Raw genomic sequence first — 17087 nt, 5'->3', positions numbered from 1 at the left:
TTAGTGGCTGTCTTTCCATTGATAGTATTTTGAGCCGAGGAAAGAGCCGAGTTTGCGTAGGAAAGGCTGGGTAATGATGTTGCTGTGGCGCAGTTGCTCGAAAGGTTTCAGACGGCCGTCATCACCCATGATGGCTTCGGCAATCGCCAAGCCAGCAATGCCGGTAATCGCCATGCCGTGTCCGGAATAGCCTTGGGCGTAGAAAACGGTAGGGGCGAGGCGGCCGAAATTTGGGGCGAGGTTGCGCGTAATGTCGCATTCGCCGCCCCAAGAATGCTCGATTCTGACATCGGCAAGTTGCGGGAAAACTTTCAGCATATCTTGGCGGACGAGTTCGGTCATGCGGTCAGGGTCGTCGATAAACTCGTTGTCTTTACCGCCGAAAAGCAGGCGGCCGTCAGCGCTGAGGCGATAGTAGTCAAGGATGTGGCGGTTGTCGCAGATGGCCATATTGTTGCGGATCAGGTCTTTGGCACGCTCGCCCAGAGGCTCGGTGGCGATGATAAAGGTACTGACGGCAATGGCTTTTTGTTCCAATACTTTGAATTTCGGGTGTAAACCGGCATAAGTATTGACGGCATAAACGAGGTTTTTGCACTCAACGCTGCCATTGGGCGTGTGTACCAGCCAGCCGTTATCGCATGGCTCGATACGCGTCATCGGGGATTGCTCAAAAAGTTGTGCGCCTGCATCGGCTGCCGCTTTGGCAATGCCTAGGGTGTAATTGAGCGGGTGCAAGTGGCCGGATAAAGGATCAAATTGCGCGCCTTGATACATATCGCTGGCAAGTTGTTGCTTCAGCGTGGCTTTATCCCAAAGCTGGTAATGGCTTGCGCCATAATGTTTTTGGGCGTGTTCGTGCCATTGTTGCAATTCTTCCCAATGCTGAGGACGGACGGCGACGGTAGCGTAGCCGCGTTGCCAATCGCATTGGATATTGTGTTTTTGAATGCGCGAGTCAACTAGTTCAACGGCTTGCAGAGATTGCTGCCAGAACCATTGGGCCTGTTCCAAACCGACTTGTTTTTCGATTTCTTCCATGCCGCAGGCAAAATCGCTGATGACTTGTCCGCCGCTGCGGCCTGATGCGCCGAAACCGATACGGGCGGCTTCAAGTACGATGACTTCATGGCCGTTTTCGGCAAGCGGTAGGGCGGTGCATAAGCTGGACAGACCGCCGCCGATAACGCAGGTTTCAGTTTTCAGACGGCCTTCAAGCGTCGGATAAGACGGATGGGGATTGGCCGTGCTGACATAGTAGGAAGGAAGGTATTCTTTGAAGCTGGGATTGATCATGATTTGAGCTTTAGGTTGGTTTTCACTTCATTGAAAATAGGTTTTCAGACGGCCTGGAATGTGGGTTTGGGTTCAGGCCGTCTGAAAGGATAAGATGCAGTTAATAAAACAGGCTGTTCCGACACTTTATCGGACAGCCTGTCTGCATATTAGGCGGCTTTCTCGGCTGCCAATTTTTCTTGGCGGTAGGCTTCGGCAGCCTCGCGTTCCCGTTTGGTTGCCTGACGCATCATCCAGTAGTTAACGACAATAACCAGTGTACCGATGATACCGATCAGGATGGTTGCCAAAACGTTCATCTGAGGGTCAAGGCCGAGTTTGATTTTGGAGAAAATCACTTGTGGCAATGTCGATGAACCCGGGCCTGACAGGAAGGAGGTAATCACCAAGTCGTCCAAAGACAGGGTAATGCCCAAGAGGAAGCCGGAAGCAATCGCAGGGGCAATCAGTGGTAGGGTAATCACGAAGAAAATCTTCAGCGGACGGGCACCCAAGTCCATAGCAGCTTCTTCCAAGGATTGATCCAATTCCACCAAGCGCGAGCGGATAACGACGGTAATGTACGCCATACAAAGTGTGGTGTGGCCGAGGAAGATGGTGAAGAAGCCGCGATCGAAGTAGAGCGATTGCAACAATTCACTGCCTTGCAGGAACATCTGCACCTGAATAATCAACAGCAGCATGGACAAACCGGTAATCACATCAGGCATCACCATAGGCGCGGAAATCATACCGGCAAACAGGGTGCTGCCGCGGAAGCGTTTAATACGCGCCATGGCGTAGCCTGCCAATGTGCCGAGTGCCACGGCGGCAAGCGAGGAAACGATGGCGATACGCAATGACAGCCAGGCCGCTTCCAAGATGGTGTCGTTTTCCATTAATGCGCCGTACCATTTGGTTGAGAAACCGCCCCAAACGGTAACCAGTTTGGATTCATTGAAAGAATAGATGACCAAAACCACCAGCGGAATATAGAGGAATGCCAGCGAGAGCAGGAGCATCAGTTTCAAGAACCAGGATAATTTGGTTTTCTGCATTATTTGCCTCCTTCTTCCAATTCGCGGTTTTCATAGTGCTGGAACAGGGCAATCGGTACAACCAGCAGGGCAACCATGACGACGGCGACGGCAGAAGCCAGCGGCCAGTTGTTTTGGTCGAAGAATGCCTGCCACAATACTTTACCGATCATCAGGTTTTCAGAACCGCCCACCAATTCAGGAATCACAAATTCACCGACGGCTGGAACGAAGACCAACATAGAGCCTGCGATGATGCCGGTTTTGGACAAAGGCAGGGTAATGGTAAAGAACGATTTGATCGGACCTGCACCCAAGTCGGAAGCAGCTTCGAGCAGGCGGTTGTCCAGTTTTACCAATTGTGTGTACAGCGGCAAAATCATAAACGGCAGATAGGCGTAAACCATCACCAAATTCAGCGAAAAAGCATTATAGAACAAGTCTAAAGGCTCGCTGATGATTCCGTATTTAATTAAGAAATTGTTGATGATGCCGTTGTGTCCCAATAAGCCCATCCATGCGTAAACACGCAACAGGAAAGAGGTCCAAAAAGGCAGCATGATTGCCAACAGCAGGCCGTTGCGCGCAGCCGGATTCGCGCGCGAAATGGCATAAGCGGTCGGATAACCGATCAACAGGCAGATGATAGTCGTCGTCAGCGCCGTCTTAATCGAAGACCAGTAGGTCATCAGATAGATATTGCTGTTTTCACTGTCACCAAACGGATTGAGCGTATTCCAAAAGTTTTGGAAAATGTCGGCGTAGTTCTGATAGCTGATGGCAATGTTCAGACGGCCTAAGTCTTCATCAATCGTTGTCAGCGGCGTAAATGGCGGAATGGCGATTTCTTGTTCGGCAAAGCTGATTTTCAATACGATGGCGAACGGAATCAGAAACAGAATCAAAAGCCAAATATACGGCACGGCAATCACTGCACGCTGGCCGGGGCGGCGGAACAGTTTGTTTTTCAGTTTTTTAAGGTTCATTGCATTTCCCTCAAATTAACTGAACAGAGGTGTTGGTTGGTTTTCAGGCCAGCTGATGTAGACAGTCTCGTCCCAGGTCGGCGGCGTAATGTTGCGCACATACCAATAAGGTGCGGGAACTTGGCTTTTGACGACACGGCCGTTGGCAAGTTTGATGTGGTAAATCGCGAAGCTGCCCAAGTAGGCAATTTCTTTAACCGTGCCTTGGGCCCAGTTGTGCGCGCCCAAGTGTTCCGGTTTTTCTTTGTGCAAATCAATGTCTTCAGGGCGAATGCTGATCCAAATTTCATGATCGTTCGGAACGCCCAAGCCGTGGTCGATGCGGACGTGGTTTTCCAAGCCGTCACATTTGACGATGGAGAAATCGGCGCGGTCGTCAATAACGACGCCGTCAAAAATATTGGTTTCGCCGATAAATTCGGCGGTAAAGCGGCTGTTAGGATAGTCGTACACGTCGCTAGGTGTGCCGACTTGGCGCAATTGGCCGTCGGACATGATGGCGATGCGGGTAGCCATCGTCATCGCTTCTTCTTGGTCGTGGGTAACCATGATGCAGGTTACGCCGACTTGTTCCAGCGTGTTGACCAATTCCAGTTGGGTTTGTTGGCGCAGTTTTTTATCGAGTGCGCCCAAAGGTTCGTCAAGCAGCAGGATTTTCGGACGTTTCGCCAGGCTGCGCGCCAAAGCAATACGCTGTTGTTGGCCGCCGGAAAGTTGATGCGGCTTGCGTTTGGCGTATTTGGTCATTTGCACCAGGCGCAACATTTCTTCGACGCGGGCGTCGATTTCGCCTTTAGGCATTTTGTCTTGTTTCAGGCCGAAAGCGATGTTTTGTTCAACGCTCATGTGCGGGAACAGGGCATAGCTTTGGAACATCATGTTGATTGGGCGCTCATACGGAGCAAGCTTGGTAATATCTTGGCCGTCGAGAATGATTTTGCCCTGATTGGGGCTTTCCATGCCTGCCAACATGCGCAGCAGTGTGGATTTGCCACTGCCTGAGCTGCCCAAAAGGGCGAAGATTTCGTGTTGATAGATGTCCAAGTCGATGTTATCGACAGCGTAATTGTCACCAAACTTTTTCACCAAGCCTTGGATTTGCAAATAAGGTTTGGCTGAAGACGCAGTGGTTGCGGTCATAATGGCAATACTCCAAAAAGAAAGACGAGTACCGGCAAAACGGATTTTCGAATGGGTGATAAAAAGCTGTTTGATTGCTGGCGGGAGTCGGACGGAGGCCGTCTGAAACTCTTGTAAAGCGCACGGGCAGCGTGGATAGAAAGCAGTTTAAGCCTCAGCTTTTGCTTTCGGCAAACTCAATATTATATTAGCCTAAGCCTCATAGGGGCAATATGAAAATGCTTGTAGCGGCTGATTTGAAACAAATAGGAAAGGAAAGGCAGGCAGGGGAACAGGATAGCAAAAATGGGTAACGTTGTTTTTCTGCACAAAAGGATTTAATTTATATTCAAATGTCTTAAAAAATAATTTAAGATAGAATAAAATACGCAAATTGCATTAATTTTAATAAAGTCGTGCGGATTGCGTTTTATGCGGGCAAGATGGTTTTGTTCTGAATAAAAACCAAATCCGTTATATGAATAAAAAGGGAAAACATGAGCATTAAAGAATGGCCCGAGGGGGAGCGGCCGCGTGAGAAGCTGTTGGAGCGCGGCGCGGCGGCGTTGAGTGATGCGGAGTTGCTGGCGATTTTATTGCGTGTCGGAACACGCGGCATGAGCGCGGTCGATTTGGCGCGTTATTTGTTGAGTGAGTTTGGCAGCTTGGGGAAGCTGATGAGTGCGGATGCTAAAACACTTGCTGCTTATAAGGGCATGGGCTTGGCGAGTTATACTCAGTTTGCAGTGGTCAAAGAAATCGGGCGGCGGATTTTGGGTGAAGATTTGCAGGAGCAGATGGTTTTGTCAAACCCGAAATCGGTTGCGGATTATCTGCGCTTGCATCTTGGGCATGAAAAAATCGAAGTCAGCGTTGCGTTGCTGCTCAACCGTCAAAATCAATTGATTGCGGTACGGGAATTGTCGCGCGGTACGGTGGCGGAAAACACGGTTTATATCCGTGAAATTGTCAAATTGGTATTGGATGAATACGCCGACAGTTTGATTTTGGCACACAATCATCCGGGCGGCTCGGCAAGGCCGTCTGAATCTGATGTGCAGTTTACAGAGCGTTTGAAACAGGCTTTAAGTTTGGTGGATATTACGCTCTTGGACCATTTTATCGTAACGGCAAAAGAAACCTGTTCTTTGCGTGAACAAGGCTATATGTAAGGATGAATGTTCAGACGGCCTCAGTAAGATGGGTTACCTTACCAAGGCCGTCTGAAGAATTATTGCGTTACTTCATCGGAGGACTCTTCCTTATAGATGATTTCTTCCGATTTTGGCTTTTCTTTGCTCTTTTCTTTGTCCTTGTCTTTTTTGCCGTCAGGAATGGCGGCATCAATCACTGCCCCCGTTCCTTTGACAACCAATTTTCCGGCAGTCAGGACAGTTGTAGCAGCCAAATCGACAGCCGCGCCTACAACGCAGCCGTTAAGCGTCAGGCAAAGGGCAAGTGCCGGAAGCAGGCGTTTTGTACATCTCAATGGCTGCATCCGCAGTGTCCTTCGTGATGATGGCCGCATCCGAGTGCTTCTTGCCAAGCATCGTCGTCGCCGTCAAATTCTTCGACTTCGTCAAATTCACCGTTTTCTACCATGCTTACCAGCTCTTCCAGGCTTTCTGCGCCTTCTACCCAACAGCAGGGAATATCGGGTGGTGTGTTGGGTGCAAGCAGGGCGGCCTGTTGGTCGTGCCAAGCAATCCAATAGCCGTTTTGCGTTTGTACGAATACGGCATCGGGATGGATGGTTTCGTTTTCAGTATTGACCAGCATTCTGGCGGCGATATCGGTTTGAAAAGGTAAGGTTTGCATGATGGTTTGAGAATGTGGGAAAAGAAAGTATTGTAACATGGCAAAAACAAACGCACCGTCTGAGTCAGGCGGTGCGTTTGTGTCTCGGCAACTTGGGTGCGGACGGTTTAAGGTGTCGGCCGCACCGGAAATATCATTCCGTTCAGATTATTTGTTGTCGTTGTTTGCCAAAACAAAGCGGTAAATAGCCGCGCCCACTGCTGCGCCGGCAATAGGGGCCAACCAGAACAACCACAGTTGTTCAACAGCCCAGCCGCCTTGGAACAAGGCAACGCCGGTAGAACGTGCAGGGTTGACGGAAGTATTGGTCACAGGAATGCTGATCAAGTGAATCAGGGTCAGACCCAGGCCGATGGCGATAGGGGCGAAGCCGGCCGGAGCCAGTTTGTCGGTAGAACCCATGATGATGATCAGGAAGAATGCAGTCAGGACAAATTCGATCAGCAACGCGGCCATCATGTCGTAACCGTTAGGAGAGTGTTCGCCGAAACCATTGCTGGCAAAGCCGGAAGCAACAGCATCAAAACCGGTTTTACCGGAAGCAATCAGATACAGAACGCCTGCAGCGGCAATCGCACCGACAACTTGGGATACGATGTAAGGCAACAAGTCTTTACCGTTGAAACGGCCACCGATGAAGAGGCCGACGGAAACGGCAGGGTTGAAGTGGCCGCCTGAAATATGGCCGACGGCGTAAGCCATGGTCAGTACAGTCAAGCCGAACGCCAAGGCGACACCGGCAAAGCCAATGCCGAGTTCAGGGTAGGCTGCTGCCAATACTGCGCTGCCGCAGCCGCCGAATACCAGCCAGAAAGTGCCGAAAAATTCTGCAAAATATTTTTTCATTTGTTTTTCCTCGTAAAGGTTGGGGTGTTGCCGAGGGCATGAATCATAATAATATTGTTTCTAATCGAAAAACGGATTTACCTGTTTTTTCCGGTCTTGACAAAAGGCCGTCTGAAAATAGTGACAAACGGGTAGAGATATGCATTTTGCAGGTCGAGTTTGGTTGATTGAACCTTGTTTTTTGTGAAGCAAATGCCGTCAATGCAAAAGCATTTAGATTAGTAAGAAATGTTGTTTATAGATTACTTATTTGCTTGTTTATTTGATTGGAATTGTTGAACCATATCTGATTTAAAAAGGCCGTCTGAAAAGTTTTCAGACGGCCTTGATTTAAGCAAGGATAAATTAATCCAGATGGTCGCTGCTTTGCGCCAAGATGGTGCGGTTGCCGTTGTTTTCCGCCGGGGAAACAATACCGTCGGCTTCCATTTGTTCAATCAGGCGGGCGGCGCGGTTGTAGCCGATGCGCAGTTGGCGTTGGATATTGGAAATGCTGGCCTTACGCGATTTCAAGACAACGGAAACGGCTTCGTCATACATGGGGTCGAGGTTGCTGTCGTTGCTGCGGCTGGTGCCGGTAAAGTCTTCGGTGGAACCGTTGCTCAAAATATCGTCGATATAGTCGGGTGCGCCAAATTGTTTCAGGTATTCCACTACGCGGTGAACTTCATTGTCGGAAGCGAATGCGCCGTGTACACGTTGCGGATAGTTGGTACCGGGTAGCTGGAACAGCATATCGCCTTGGCCGAGCAGGTTTTCCGCGCCCATTTGGTCAAGAATCGTGCGGCTGTCGATTTTGCTGGATACTTGGAAAGCAATGCGTGTCGGAATATTGGCTTTAATCAGGCCGGTAATGACATCCACGCTGGGGCGTTGGGTGGCAAGAATCAAATGGATACCGGCTGCGCGTGCTTTTTGGGCAAGGCGGGCAATCAGTTCTTCAATTTTCTTACCGGCGGTCATCATCAGGTCGGCAAACTCATCTACGACGACCACGATAAACGGCAGTTTTTCCAATGGCTCAGGATTTTCAGGCGTGAGGCTGAACGGGCTGCCGATTTTTTCGCCACGAGCGGCGGCTTCGGCAATTTTTTGGTTGAAACCGGCAAGGTTGCGCACGCCCATAAAGCTCATCAGGCGGTAGCGTTTTTCCATTTCGTTGACGCACCAGTTCAGCGCGTTTGCAGCCAGCTTCATATCGGTTACGACAGGGGCGAGCAGGTGCGGAATGCCTTCGTAAATGCTCAGTTCCAGCATTTTCGGGTCAATCATAATCATGCGCACGTCTTCAGGCGTTGCTTTGAAGAGCATGGACAGAATCATGGCGTTCACGCCTACGGATTTACCCGAACCAGTCGTACCGGCAACCAGCAGATGCGGCGCTTTGGCCAAGTCTGTCACAACAGGCTGGCCGGTGATGTCTTGGCCGAGGGCGAGGGTCAGTTTGGATTTAGATTCGGTAAACGCAGGTGAATTGAAGATTTCGCTCAGGCGGATCATTTGGCGTTTCGGATTAGGCAATTCCAAGCCCATGCAGGTTTTGCCGGGGATGGTTTCCACCACGCGGATGGAAGCCACGCCAAGCGAGCGTGCCAAGTCTTTCTCAAGGTTCAAAACGGCACTGCCGCGCACACCGACATCAGGCTCAATCTCGTAGCGCGTAATGACCGGGCCGGAATAGGAGTCCATCACTTTGACTTTAACTTTGAACTCGGCCAGTTTTTCTTCGATGGTAATGCTGTTTTCCAGCAACTGTTCTTCAGTTTGCGAGGCGCTCGGGTCAAACTGCGGCGGCAGGAGCAGGGCAGTGGTCGGCAGAAGCGCATCGGTCAGGGTTGCCGAAGTTGGAATAGCTATGCTTGGTGTATCTTCTTGAACGCTTGGTTCTACGCTTCGAACAGGCGTTTCAACGATTGTCTGTGTATATTCAGACGGCCTTGCGATTGTTTCAACAGGTTCAACGGGTTCAATGGTTTCAACCGCTTGAATCGCTTCTGCTTCCGCTTGTACAGGCGCTTCCGGCTCACCATCGAATTCTGTTTCTTCTTCGGCTGATTCGCTGATTAAATAATCGCGGATACTGCGTTCAGGCTGATTGCTAACATGCGCATTGACTTGTGCATCAAAAATCGGCACTTGGATTTTATGTTCGAAAGCAGGCGGCTCGGGAATATCAATCGGCGCAATCGAGGTTTGGAAAACGGGTGGCTCGGGAATATCGGTTTTAGCCATAGGGACAACCGGTACGGCAGGCGGCTCGACTACGGTTGCGTTTGGTGCGGCAGGTCGGGAGATATAAGGGGATTTTTTAACAGGCGCAGCCGGTTTTGGACGGGACGGCGTTGCCGGTGCGGCAGGTTGTGGTGCAACAGCCTCCGTGGCAGCTCGTTTACGCGCCCATCTTTCGGCGGCCGCTTCGGTATGGCGGACTTGACGGCGCAGGCTGGCAGGACGGCTGATTTGTCCCAAGTTGGCCAAAATTTCGTCATTTTCGATGGTGCGCGGAGAGTAGTCGCGCAATGGGGCGACGGCTGCGGCCAGTTTGTGGCGAGCGGCGGTACGGCGGGCAAGGTTGTCGTGAATATCTTCCGCTTGGATTTCAGAAGGGAATGCCTGCATGGAAGTATAGGGGAGGATGGCTTCTTTTTCGGCAGTTCTTAAGGCCGTCTGAACAGTTTCGATATGCGGTGCATTCGCTTCTGCCACGCGGACATTGTTGGCACGCGCCAAGGCACGTTCGCGTGTGCGGCGCAAGATAGGGTCGTTGTAGTCGATGATTTCCATACCTGTCATCGGCAGGGATGAAGCGCGCAACAATGGGGTCTCGACTTCGTCTTTGTAAATCGGCGCATTTTTTTCGGCCAAATGCTCGTTCCATTCTTCAACCGCCGCTTCGTGCAGGGAACGGGTGGCTTCTTCTAATGTGATTTCTTCAAAATTGCTGTTTTGCACCAAAGACGGGCTGTATTCGGGCGTTTCCATTTGCGCAAACGGCGTGATTTTGGGAATACGTTCCGGCTTGGTAGATTTGCGGGTTTTAGGCGCCACTTTGATTTCTTCTTCGGTCGTTGCGATGTGTTCCGGCTCTTCGGCAACGGGCTCTGCTGCGTGCTCTTCGTCTGTTTCGGCGTGTTGCATTTTATTGTGTTCGAGCGCGGAAAGCAGGCGGATGCGGGCGATTTTATGGTTGTCGGCGGTGCGCTTGTTCATGCTGAACAAACGTTTCAGGCTGTCCAGTTGGCTGGCAAAACCGACCGGGCTGTCTTCTTCGTTTATTTCTTCTTCATCGCCACTGAGTCGTGCCAATTCTTGGCGCCACTTTTGCTCTTGTTTCTGGCGCCACCAGAACAAGCCGGCTATGGCGGCCAGCAGAATTAAAGCCAATATTGTCCAAAGCATGCGTTCATCCCCTTAATTAAACGGCAAAGTCCGTTATTCTAACGCTTTTTTCGGGTAAACAAAACCAGCTGAAACAAGCTTTAACGGCAAAGGCGGACAGGATTGTCAAAGCTGTGGCTTGAGGCGCGTATAATAGGCCGTCTGAACATTTTGCGGATGAGATGATGATTTTTCAAAACGGATGGTTTCCCGTTGGTGTCGTGATGGCGGCATGGCCTGTGTTGCTGGTGATTTTTGCTTTGTGTGCAAAGCAGGCATGGGTGTCGGTATCGCAGCATCGTTCCGCATTTTTGTTGGCTGCCGTGATGTTGCCGCTGGCTTGGAGTTTGAATGCCTCTCCGGAAAGCGGACAACTGGCCGGCATGAGCTATCATTTGCTTGCTTTAAACCTGACGGCTTTAATGCTGGGCACCTCTGCTGCGTTCTGCATCGGCGTTTTGCTGTTTTTTCCATATTTGTGGCTTTGGGGCGATTGGCATATGTTCCCCATCAATGCCTTGTCTGTATTGCTTCCGCCTTTGTTGGTGAACTTGGGTTTCCGCCATTGGGTGTCACGTTTGCCTGCCAATATCTTTATCTTTATTTTTCTGAATGGTTTTTGGGCTGCGGCGATCGGCATGGTGTTTACCGGCGTAATTTTGGTCGGTTTGTTGGACTGGGCGGATGTATTTGATACGACAGTATTGTGGAAAACCGCTTTTCCTGTTTTCTTCTTAATCGCTTGGGCAGAGGCATTTTTGAGCGGTATTTCAACAGCCATTTTTATCGCGCTCAAGCCGCAATGGATTTGTACTTTTGATGACGGCAGGTATTTGAAATCCGCGCCTAAAATTTGGCAATAAGATATGAAGGCATCTTTGTGTGGTTTTCAGACGGCCTCATGACCGGATGGCCTGTTTTCAATTGAATTTTTAACGTGTTATGTTTGCTTATATTTTTCCCATTGTTTGCGGTGCCGCTGTCGGGGCTGTATTGCGTTGGCTGTTTGGCTTGGTGCTGGTGTCTTCGGCGCCTTTTTCTATCGGTACATTGGCGGCAAACTGGCTGGGCGCGCTGCTGATCGGCGTATTGGCAGAACTATTAACCGATCCGCAATGGCGTTTGCTTTGGATTACCGGATTTCTCGGCAGCTTGACCACATTTTCAGGTTTTTCAGTGGAGATGGTGGGTTTGATGCAGGCGCAACGCTGGGGCATGGCTTTGATGGCAACCTGTCTGCATGTTTTCGGTTCGTTTGGTTTGACGGCGCTGGGGATCAAATTGGCGCAGATTTGGAAGTAAGTTGCTTGAAATATAAACCTAAGGCCGTCTGAAAATCTGTTTTCAGACGGCCTTAGGTTTAATCAATTAGGGTTGTACATAGCTTTTTGTACGCGCTAAATCGGTAATCAACAGCGGATTGTCTTTGCGCATCATATCGATCAGCTCTTGGCAACGTTTGGTTGTTGGATCTTGCCAGAGCCAGTCAAGCTCGGGCTGGGTAAGGCCGACTATCTGCAGAAATTGAACTTCACCGTTTGGCGTTTTGATAGCGGGCAGCTTGGGGTCTGGTGCGAAGGCTACGCCGACGATGGCGGTTTCTGTATCCATTCGGATAGGGTCGTTAGTTGAAGTAAAGTGGTAGGCTTCAAACCAGTTACCACTTTCAAAAACGTAACGGCCAAGATTATTCATTAGATTAATTGCCCAGTAAGGCTCGTGTTTGGTGTTGTAGCCAGAATCCGGATCCTGATCGTAAGGGGGAGTACGGAAGGTAAATTCAAATCCCCATTTACTGTAATCTGCACCGGCAAGTTCTGGATTAAAGTAAAGTTCGCTCATGCCGTAGGAAACAATGTGGCGATGGAAGGTTTGCTCTTCGCAATCATAAATACTACTGCCGTCTAATGGGTCATCACCACCTAGAATGTATTTGATAATAGAGCCGTAATGACGAGGTTTGATATCACCATAAAGTGCTTTAAGCGCAGTATCGATGGCTTCCCAGCCGACAGCCTGATCTTCTTTAAAAGTTTGGCGATATTCTTGTTCGTTCATTGTCTGTTTCCGTGTCGTTGATAATTGGATTGTAAATTAATTCGCGTGTTTTTTTAGAATGTGTTGTTTCTAAAAATAAAGCGATTTAAATATGACATCTTATTTGCTTTTTTAATCAATGCCAATAGGTAAACAGACGGTTTCTTGACAATAGGTTTTGCCGGACTCGCTTAAATGCGCCGGTTTGTAGGCGGCAAAGGTGTAGGTCAGGTCTGCGCGGAATGTGTCGGGATCGGCTTCAGCGGTGTCGCAGTTGAGGCCGGTGGGAATATCGAGGGCGACTTTCAGGCCGTCTGAATGATTGAGTTGGCGGCAGAGGGCGGCGATTTCGGTTGGAAGCGCGCCGCTGAAGCCTGTGCCGAATATGCCTTCGATAATGATGTCGTAACCTTTTTTCAGACGGCCTTCCAGTTCTTGTGCGGATATCAATTCAATATGGGGCAAACCGTTGAGGCGTTCTCGATTGGTTTGAGCCAAAGGGGAGAGGTTTTCTCCGAGTGAAAACAGAATATCGATATGCCAACCTTGCGCCTGCATATATCTTGCCATGACTAGGCCGTCGCCGCCGTTGTTGCCTTTGCCGCAAACGATCAGGGCGCGTCCGGCTTGAGGATGACGCTTCATGAGGTCTCGGGCGGCAGAGCTGCCGGCGTTTTCCATCAGTTGGTCGAAGCTCGTGCCTTTATCGACGGCTGCTTGTTCGCGTTCGCGCATTTGGGCGGCGGTATAGACTTTCATGATCGGCTCTCTTTGCAGGAAGTTATTGGTCGGCGGTATTCATCAGGCGCAAGGCTTTCAGACGGCCTATTTCTTTTTGATATTCCACCAGCCCGATAAATGTGCCGTCTCGGCTGTATACACGGATGGGCTGATCGGTGGAAATGTTTTCGGTGAACTGGGGACGTTGGCCGTGTTTGAGCATGGTAACGGCGTAGTCGTTTAGCTCAAGTTTGGGGAAATGTTGCACCAAGACATCGCAAGGCAGCAGCAGGGCATCGCGTTCGGCTTCGTCCAATTCTGCCAAGGCTTCGAGCGTGTGGCTTTGGGCAATGGTAAAGCCGGCGGTTTCAGTACGGCGCAGGGCGGTCAGGTGGGCGAATGTGCCGATGTGTTTGGCGATGTCTTCGCTGAGGGTGCGGATATAGGTACCCTTGCTGCAACGTACGTCTATCACGGCTTTGGGTGCATCAAATTCAGTGATATCAATGGAGTAGATGGTGATATCGCGCGCTTTGCGTTCGATAACGATACCTTTGCGTGCGTATTCGTATAGCGGTTTGCCTTCGTGCTTGAGGGCGGAAAACATGGGTGGAACTTGGCGGATATCGCCCGTTAAGGCTTGGCAGGCCGTCTGAAATTCGGACAATGAAATATCGGCGCGTGCGGTGGCGATGATTTCGCCTTCGGCATCGCCCGTGCTGCTGGCTTCGCCCAGTTTCAGCGTGGCGGTATAGGCTTTGTCGGCATCAATCAGGTATTGGGCAAACTTGGTCGCTTCGCCGAAACAAACGGGCAAAAGCCCTGTGGCCAAAGGATCGAGTACGCCGGTATGCCCGGCTTTTTCAGCACGGAACAAACGCCGCGCTTTTTGCAGGGCGGTGTTGCTGGAAAGGCCTTCGGGTTTGTCGAGGAGAAGAACGCCGTTGACCGGGCGTTTGGTGGGTTTGGCTGTCATATTAAGTAGGGGAGCGTTAATGTTTAGGCCGTCTGAAAGCATTCAGACGGCCTGTGTGTTTTAATCAATCAGTCTTCAACCGGTTTTTCCGCCGCCACTTGGTCGATCAGGCTGGAAATACTCATGCCGCGTTCGAGTGATTCGTCGTATTTGAAGTGCAGCTCAGGCGTTTTGAAGAGTTTGATGCGTTTGGCCAATTCGCTGCGCAAATGGCCTTTGGCGTGTTCCAAAGCTTCTTCGGTGATGTCGCGCGTGCTGTCGTCGAGGACGGTGTAGAACACGGTCGCGTGGCTGTAATCGCGGGTAACTTCGACTTCGTTGATGGTGATGAAGCCTGCACGCGGATCTTTCAGGCCGGTGCGGACGAGTTCGGCAAGCTCGCGCATGATTTGTTCTTTGACACGGTCTTGGCGGGCGTAGCCGCGTTGGGGTTTTCTCATGGTTTTCCTTGATGTATGGCAGGCTGTCGTTTTCAGACGGCCTGCGGTTTGGATTTTGAACAGCTGCCTATTATAACGGAGCGCGGTTTATTGTGCTTGAACCGAGAAAGGCATATCGATTTTTTGCCATTGCGCGCTTTCGTAGTCCAGCGCATCGGCGATGAGGGGGTGTTGCTCCAGCCATTGGGCGTTGATGCGCAAGATGAAGCTGTGGTTGCTTTCATCTATGCGAAGCTGGGTTTGCGGCGGCAAATCGAGCGGCAGGCGCGAGCGGCAGAAGAGGGCGGCCAGGCGCAGGGACAATACGGCACACCACATGATTTCGTTGTCGCCGATAATGTCCGCCATTTTCTTGAGGTCGCCGCGATGGCCGATAACCAGTTGCGCCAAAATGGTTTGCTCTTTGCGTGAGAAGCCCGGCATATCGGCGTTTTCGAGAATGTAGGCGGAGTGTTTATGATAACCGGTATGGGCGATATCCAAACCGATTTCATGCAGACGGCCTGCGCGGCTGAGGTATTGGTTCCACAGGGCAAGCTCTTGAACGGTTACGTTTTTGGCGTGGCACAGACTGTTCATGAAGGCTTGCGCGGTATCGGCAACGCGTTTGGCTTGGTTGAGGCTGACGTGGTAGCGTTTTTGGAACTCTGCCGTTGTCTGCTCGCGCATATCGACATTGAGGCTGCGGCCGATTAAGTCGTAGAACACGCCGTCGCGGAGGGCGGCTTCGGTAACGGTCATTTTGGTCAGTGAGAGTTCTTCAAAAGCGGCCATCATCACGGCCAATCCGCCTGCAAAAACTTCGACACGTTCGGGTTTGAGGTTTTCAAATTTGGCTTTTTTAACCGAACCGGCTTCGATAATCCTATCGGCAAGATAACGCATGCCTTGGGCGGTAATATCGGCTTCTTGCGGCAATTCGGCCGCCAAAACGTCGCGTATGGATTTTGCTGAACCGGACGTGCCGATAGCGAAATCCCAGCCGGTACGCTTCATCAGTTTGCTGATGCGCTGGATTTCGATACGCGCGGCGGAAACGGCGGCTTGGAAATCTTTGGCGGTAATTTTGTTTTGGAAGAAGCGCATGCTGTACGTTACGCAGCCCAAAGGCAGGCTTTCTGTGGTCAGCGGTTGCAAATCAGAGCCGATGACAAATTCGGTCGAGCCGCCGCCGATGTCGATAACCAGCATTTTATCGCCTTTGGGCGGCAGGGTATGCACTACGCCGGTGTAAATCAGACGCGCCTCTTCGCGGCCGGCAATGACTTCGATGGGGAAACCCAGCGCCGCTTCGGCACGGGGCAGGAATTGGGCGATGTTTTTGGCGACGCGGAAAGTGTTGGTGGCCACCACGCGCACGTTTTCAGGTTGGAATCCGCGCAGGCGTTCGCCGAATTTTGCCAAACATTCCAAGGCTTGTTCTTGAGAGGCTTCGCTCAGGTTTTTTTGTTCGTCCAAGCCGGCGGCAAAGCGTACCATTTGTTTGAAGGAGTCGATGACTTTCAGCTGGCCGTTGTTGTTTTCACAAATTTGCAGGCGGAAACTGTTGGAGCCCAAATCGACGGAGGCTAAAACGTTGGCGGGAGTGGTGGTCATAAAAAATACCGCTTGATTAGAAAAACCTAAATGTTACTTGAGGCGGTATCACTTGACAATAAAAGGAATACAGCTCTTTGATTCTGCTCATAGATGTATTTTATAATGCTGATTTTAAGCAAATATATCAAAGGCCGTCTGAACTTTTCAGACAGCCTAAAAAGAGAAACACATGAAATCGGAAAACCAAGATTCCTTATTTTTATCGCGCCGCCGCCTGTTGCAAGTTGGCGGAGCCATGCTTTTGACGCCTACGGCCGCTTGGGCGGGGGCGCAACGTGAAGAAACGCTGGCCGATGATGTGGCGTCCGTGATGCGAAGTTCGATCAATAGCGCCAGCCCTGCGCGGCTGGTGTTTACCGATGCAAGGGAAGGGGAGCGTTGGTTGGCGGCGATGTCTTCCCGATTGGCACGCTTTATTCCCGATGAAGGCGAGCGCCGCCGCCTGCTGATCAATATCCAATACGAAAGCAGCCGCGCCGGACTCAATACTCAAGTGATTTTGGGTTTGATTGAAGTGGAAAGCGCGTTTCGCCAATATGCCATCAGTGGCGTGGGTGCGCGCGGTTTGATGCAGGTGATGCCGTTTTGGAAAAACTATATCGGCAATCCGTCGCACAACCTTTTCGACATCCGCACCAATCTGCGCTACGGCTGCACCATTCTGCGCCATTACAACAATATCGAAAAAGGCAATATTGTCCGCGCTTTGGCAAGGTTTAACGGCAGCTTGGGCAGCAACAAATATCCGAATGCCGTGTTAGGCGCGTGGCGAAATAGATGGCAGTGGGGTTGAGCGGCTTGCGATTTGCCCCATGCAATTCCTTTGAATCCTGTATAATCAGAAAATCTGTTAATT

Annotated in this window: 17 protein-coding genes; 4 read left to right on the top strand and 13 right to left on the bottom strand. The window is 50.8% G+C overall.

Annotated elements, in window-relative coordinates:
* From CYJ98_RS05260 to CYJ98_RS05245, 4 genes are all read right to left on the bottom strand, one after another.
* Nucleotides 1–1296: an NAD(P)/FAD-dependent oxidoreductase gene (locus tag CYJ98_RS05260; RefSeq protein ID WP_101755613.1), complete on the bottom strand. Its 1296-nt coding sequence runs from the start codon at nt 1294–1296 to the stop codon at nt 1–3.
* A 149-nt stretch (nt 1297–1445) separates the two neighbouring features.
* Entirely contained in the window at nt 1446–2333 is an 888-nt protein-coding gene (locus CYJ98_RS05255; protein ID WP_003679574.1) for an ABC transporter permease subunit, read from the bottom strand.
* Nucleotides 2333–3298 (bottom strand): ABC transporter permease subunit, encoded by a 966-nt coding sequence (locus tag CYJ98_RS05250; protein WP_003746146.1) that lies wholly within the window; start codon nt 3296–3298, stop codon nt 2333–2335. The genes CYJ98_RS05255 and CYJ98_RS05250 overlap by 1 nt, the downstream gene beginning before the upstream one ends.
* Before the next feature lie 15 nt (nt 3299–3313).
* Nucleotides 3314–4438, bottom strand: a complete 1125-nt coding sequence (locus tag CYJ98_RS05245; protein WP_003746147.1) for an ABC transporter ATP-binding protein — start codon at nt 4436–4438, stop codon at nt 3314–3316.
* 476 nt (nt 4439–4914) lie between these two features.
* On the opposite strand from CYJ98_RS05245, the gene radC reads away from it, so the two are divergent.
* Nucleotides 4915–5589 carry a RadC family protein gene (radC, locus tag CYJ98_RS05240; protein ID WP_101755612.1) on the top strand — a complete coding sequence of 225 codons (675 nt, stop codon included), beginning with the start codon at nt 4915–4917 and terminating at the stop codon, nt 5587–5589.
* A 59-nt stretch (nt 5590–5648) separates the two neighbouring features.
* Here radC and CYJ98_RS05235 read toward each other — a convergent pair whose 3' ends face one another.
* From CYJ98_RS05235 to CYJ98_RS05220, 4 genes are all read right to left on the bottom strand, one after another.
* Entirely contained in the window at nt 5649–5915 is a 267-nt protein-coding gene (locus CYJ98_RS05235; protein WP_101755611.1) for an NF038104 family lipoprotein, read from the bottom strand.
* On the bottom strand, nt 5903–6235 hold the full coding sequence (locus tag CYJ98_RS05230; RefSeq protein WP_101755623.1) for a general secretion pathway protein GspG: 333 nt from the start codon (nt 6233–6235) through the stop codon (nt 5903–5905). The genes CYJ98_RS05235 and CYJ98_RS05230 overlap by 13 nt, the downstream gene beginning before the upstream one ends.
* Nucleotides 6236–6382: 147 nt before the next feature.
* Nucleotides 6383–7081, bottom strand: coding sequence for an aquaporin Z (gene aqpZ, locus CYJ98_RS05225; protein ID WP_101755610.1), 699 nt, complete (start codon nt 7079–7081; stop codon nt 6383–6385).
* 345 nt (nt 7082–7426) lie between these two features.
* A complete protein-coding gene (locus tag CYJ98_RS05220; protein ID WP_101755609.1) occupies nt 7427–10480 on the bottom strand; it encodes a DNA translocase FtsK in 3054 nt (1017 codons plus the stop codon).
* Nucleotides 10481–10644: 164 nt separating this feature from the next.
* On the opposite strand from CYJ98_RS05220, the gene CYJ98_RS05215 reads away from it, so the two are divergent.
* Together CYJ98_RS05215 and CYJ98_RS05210 are read left to right on the top strand one after the other, a co-directional pair.
* Nucleotides 10645–11322 carry an energy-coupling factor ABC transporter permease gene (locus CYJ98_RS05215; protein WP_180947861.1) on the top strand — a complete coding sequence of 226 codons (678 nt, stop codon included), beginning with the start codon at nt 10645–10647 and terminating at the stop codon, nt 11320–11322.
* A gap of 79 nt (nt 11323–11401) precedes the next feature.
* Nucleotides 11402–11761, top strand: coding sequence for a CrcB family protein (locus CYJ98_RS05210; RefSeq protein WP_003679592.1), 360 nt, complete (start codon nt 11402–11404; stop codon nt 11759–11761).
* Between the two features lie 66 nt (nt 11762–11827).
* Here CYJ98_RS05210 and CYJ98_RS05205 read toward each other — a convergent pair whose 3' ends face one another.
* The 5 genes from CYJ98_RS05205 to ppx form a co-directional block, all read right to left on the bottom strand.
* The gene (locus tag CYJ98_RS05205; RefSeq protein WP_101755607.1) at nt 11828–12517 is read right to left on the bottom strand and encodes a suppressor of fused domain protein; all 690 of its coding nucleotides are present in this window, start codon (nt 12515–12517) and stop codon (nt 11828–11830) included.
* Nucleotides 12518–12628: 111 nt separating this feature from the next.
* A complete protein-coding gene (locus CYJ98_RS05200) occupies nt 12629–13255 on the bottom strand; it encodes an NAD(P)H-hydrate epimerase (protein ID WP_101755606.1) in 627 nt (208 codons plus the stop codon).
* A 22-nt stretch (nt 13256–13277) separates the two neighbouring features.
* Nucleotides 13278–14192 (bottom strand): tRNA pseudouridine(55) synthase TruB, encoded by a 915-nt coding sequence (gene truB, locus CYJ98_RS05195; RefSeq protein ID WP_101755605.1) that lies wholly within the window; start codon nt 14190–14192, stop codon nt 13278–13280.
* A 68-nt stretch (nt 14193–14260) separates the two neighbouring features.
* The gene (gene rbfA / locus CYJ98_RS05190) at nt 14261–14632 is read right to left on the bottom strand and encodes a 30S ribosome-binding factor RbfA (protein ID WP_003685554.1); all 372 of its coding nucleotides are present in this window, start codon (nt 14630–14632) and stop codon (nt 14261–14263) included.
* A gap of 87 nt (nt 14633–14719) precedes the next feature.
* Nucleotides 14720–16228 (bottom strand): exopolyphosphatase, encoded by a 1509-nt coding sequence (gene ppx, locus CYJ98_RS05185; protein ID WP_101755604.1) that lies wholly within the window; start codon nt 16226–16228, stop codon nt 14720–14722.
* A 172-nt stretch (nt 16229–16400) separates the two neighbouring features.
* On the opposite strand from ppx, the gene CYJ98_RS05180 reads away from it, so the two are divergent.
* Nucleotides 16401–17024, top strand: a complete 624-nt coding sequence (locus CYJ98_RS05180) for a lytic transglycosylase domain-containing protein (protein ID WP_101755603.1) — start codon at nt 16401–16403, stop codon at nt 17022–17024.
* Nucleotides 17025–17087 lie beyond the last annotated feature (63 nt).

The organism is Neisseria perflava (assembly GCF_002863305.2).
In the GTDB taxonomy this organism is placed as follows: Bacteria; Pseudomonadota; Gammaproteobacteria; order Burkholderiales; family Neisseriaceae; genus Neisseria; species Neisseria perflava_A.
The sequence above is the reverse complement of the archived record's forward strand: the minus strand, read 5'-3'. Positions and strand labels throughout refer to the sequence as shown.

Excerpts from the sequence above, each read along its gene's own strand:
- CYJ98_RS05200 (WP_101755606.1), bottom strand. The coding sequence starts at position 13,255 with ATGAAAGTCTATACCGCCGCCCAAATGCGCGAACGCGAACAAGCAGCC.
- CYJ98_RS05260 (WP_101755613.1), bottom strand. The coding sequence starts at position 1,296 with ATGATCAATCCCAGCTTCAAAGAATACCTTCCTTCCTACTATGTCAGC.
- CYJ98_RS05230 (WP_101755623.1), bottom strand. The coding sequence starts at position 6,235 with ATGCAAACCTTACCTTTTCAAACCGATATCGCCGCCAGAATGCTGGTC.
- CYJ98_RS05235 (WP_101755611.1), bottom strand. The coding sequence starts at position 5,915 with ATGCAGCCATTGAGATGTACAAAACGCCTGCTTCCGGCACTTGCCCTT.
- CYJ98_RS05215 (WP_180947861.1), top strand. The coding sequence starts at position 10,645 with ATGATTTTTCAAAACGGATGGTTTCCCGTTGGTGTCGTGATGGCGGCA.
- aqpZ (WP_101755610.1), bottom strand. The coding sequence starts at position 7,081 with ATGAAAAAATATTTTGCAGAATTTTTCGGCACTTTCTGGCTGGTATTC.
- CYJ98_RS05255 (WP_003679574.1), bottom strand. The coding sequence starts at position 2,333 with ATGCAGAAAACCAAATTATCCTGGTTCTTGAAACTGATGCTCCTGCTC.
- rbfA (WP_003685554.1), bottom strand. The coding sequence starts at position 14,632 with ATGAGAAAACCCCAACGCGGCTACGCCCGCCAAGACCGTGTCAAAGAA.
- CYJ98_RS05250 (WP_003746146.1), bottom strand. The coding sequence starts at position 3,298 with ATGAACCTTAAAAAACTGAAAAACAAACTGTTCCGCCGCCCCGGCCAG.
- CYJ98_RS05205 (WP_101755607.1), bottom strand. The coding sequence starts at position 12,517 with ATGAACGAACAAGAATATCGCCAAACTTTTAAAGAAGATCAGGCTGTC.
- CYJ98_RS05180 (WP_101755603.1), top strand. The coding sequence starts at position 16,401 with ATGAAATCGGAAAACCAAGATTCCTTATTTTTATCGCGCCGCCGCCTG.
- CYJ98_RS05220 (WP_101755609.1), bottom strand. The coding sequence starts at position 10,480 with ATGCTTTGGACAATATTGGCTTTAATTCTGCTGGCCGCCATAGCCGGC.
- truB (WP_101755605.1), bottom strand. The coding sequence starts at position 14,192 with ATGACAGCCAAACCCACCAAACGCCCGGTCAACGGCGTTCTTCTCCTC.
- CYJ98_RS05210 (WP_003679592.1), top strand. The coding sequence starts at position 11,402 with ATGTTTGCTTATATTTTTCCCATTGTTTGCGGTGCCGCTGTCGGGGCT.
- ppx (WP_101755604.1), bottom strand. The coding sequence starts at position 16,228 with ATGACCACCACTCCCGCCAACGTTTTAGCCTCCGTCGATTTGGGCTCC.
- radC (WP_101755612.1), top strand. The coding sequence starts at position 4,915 with ATGAGCATTAAAGAATGGCCCGAGGGGGAGCGGCCGCGTGAGAAGCTG.
- CYJ98_RS05245 (WP_003746147.1), bottom strand. The coding sequence starts at position 4,438 with ATGACCGCAACCACTGCGTCTTCAGCCAAACCTTATTTGCAAATCCAA.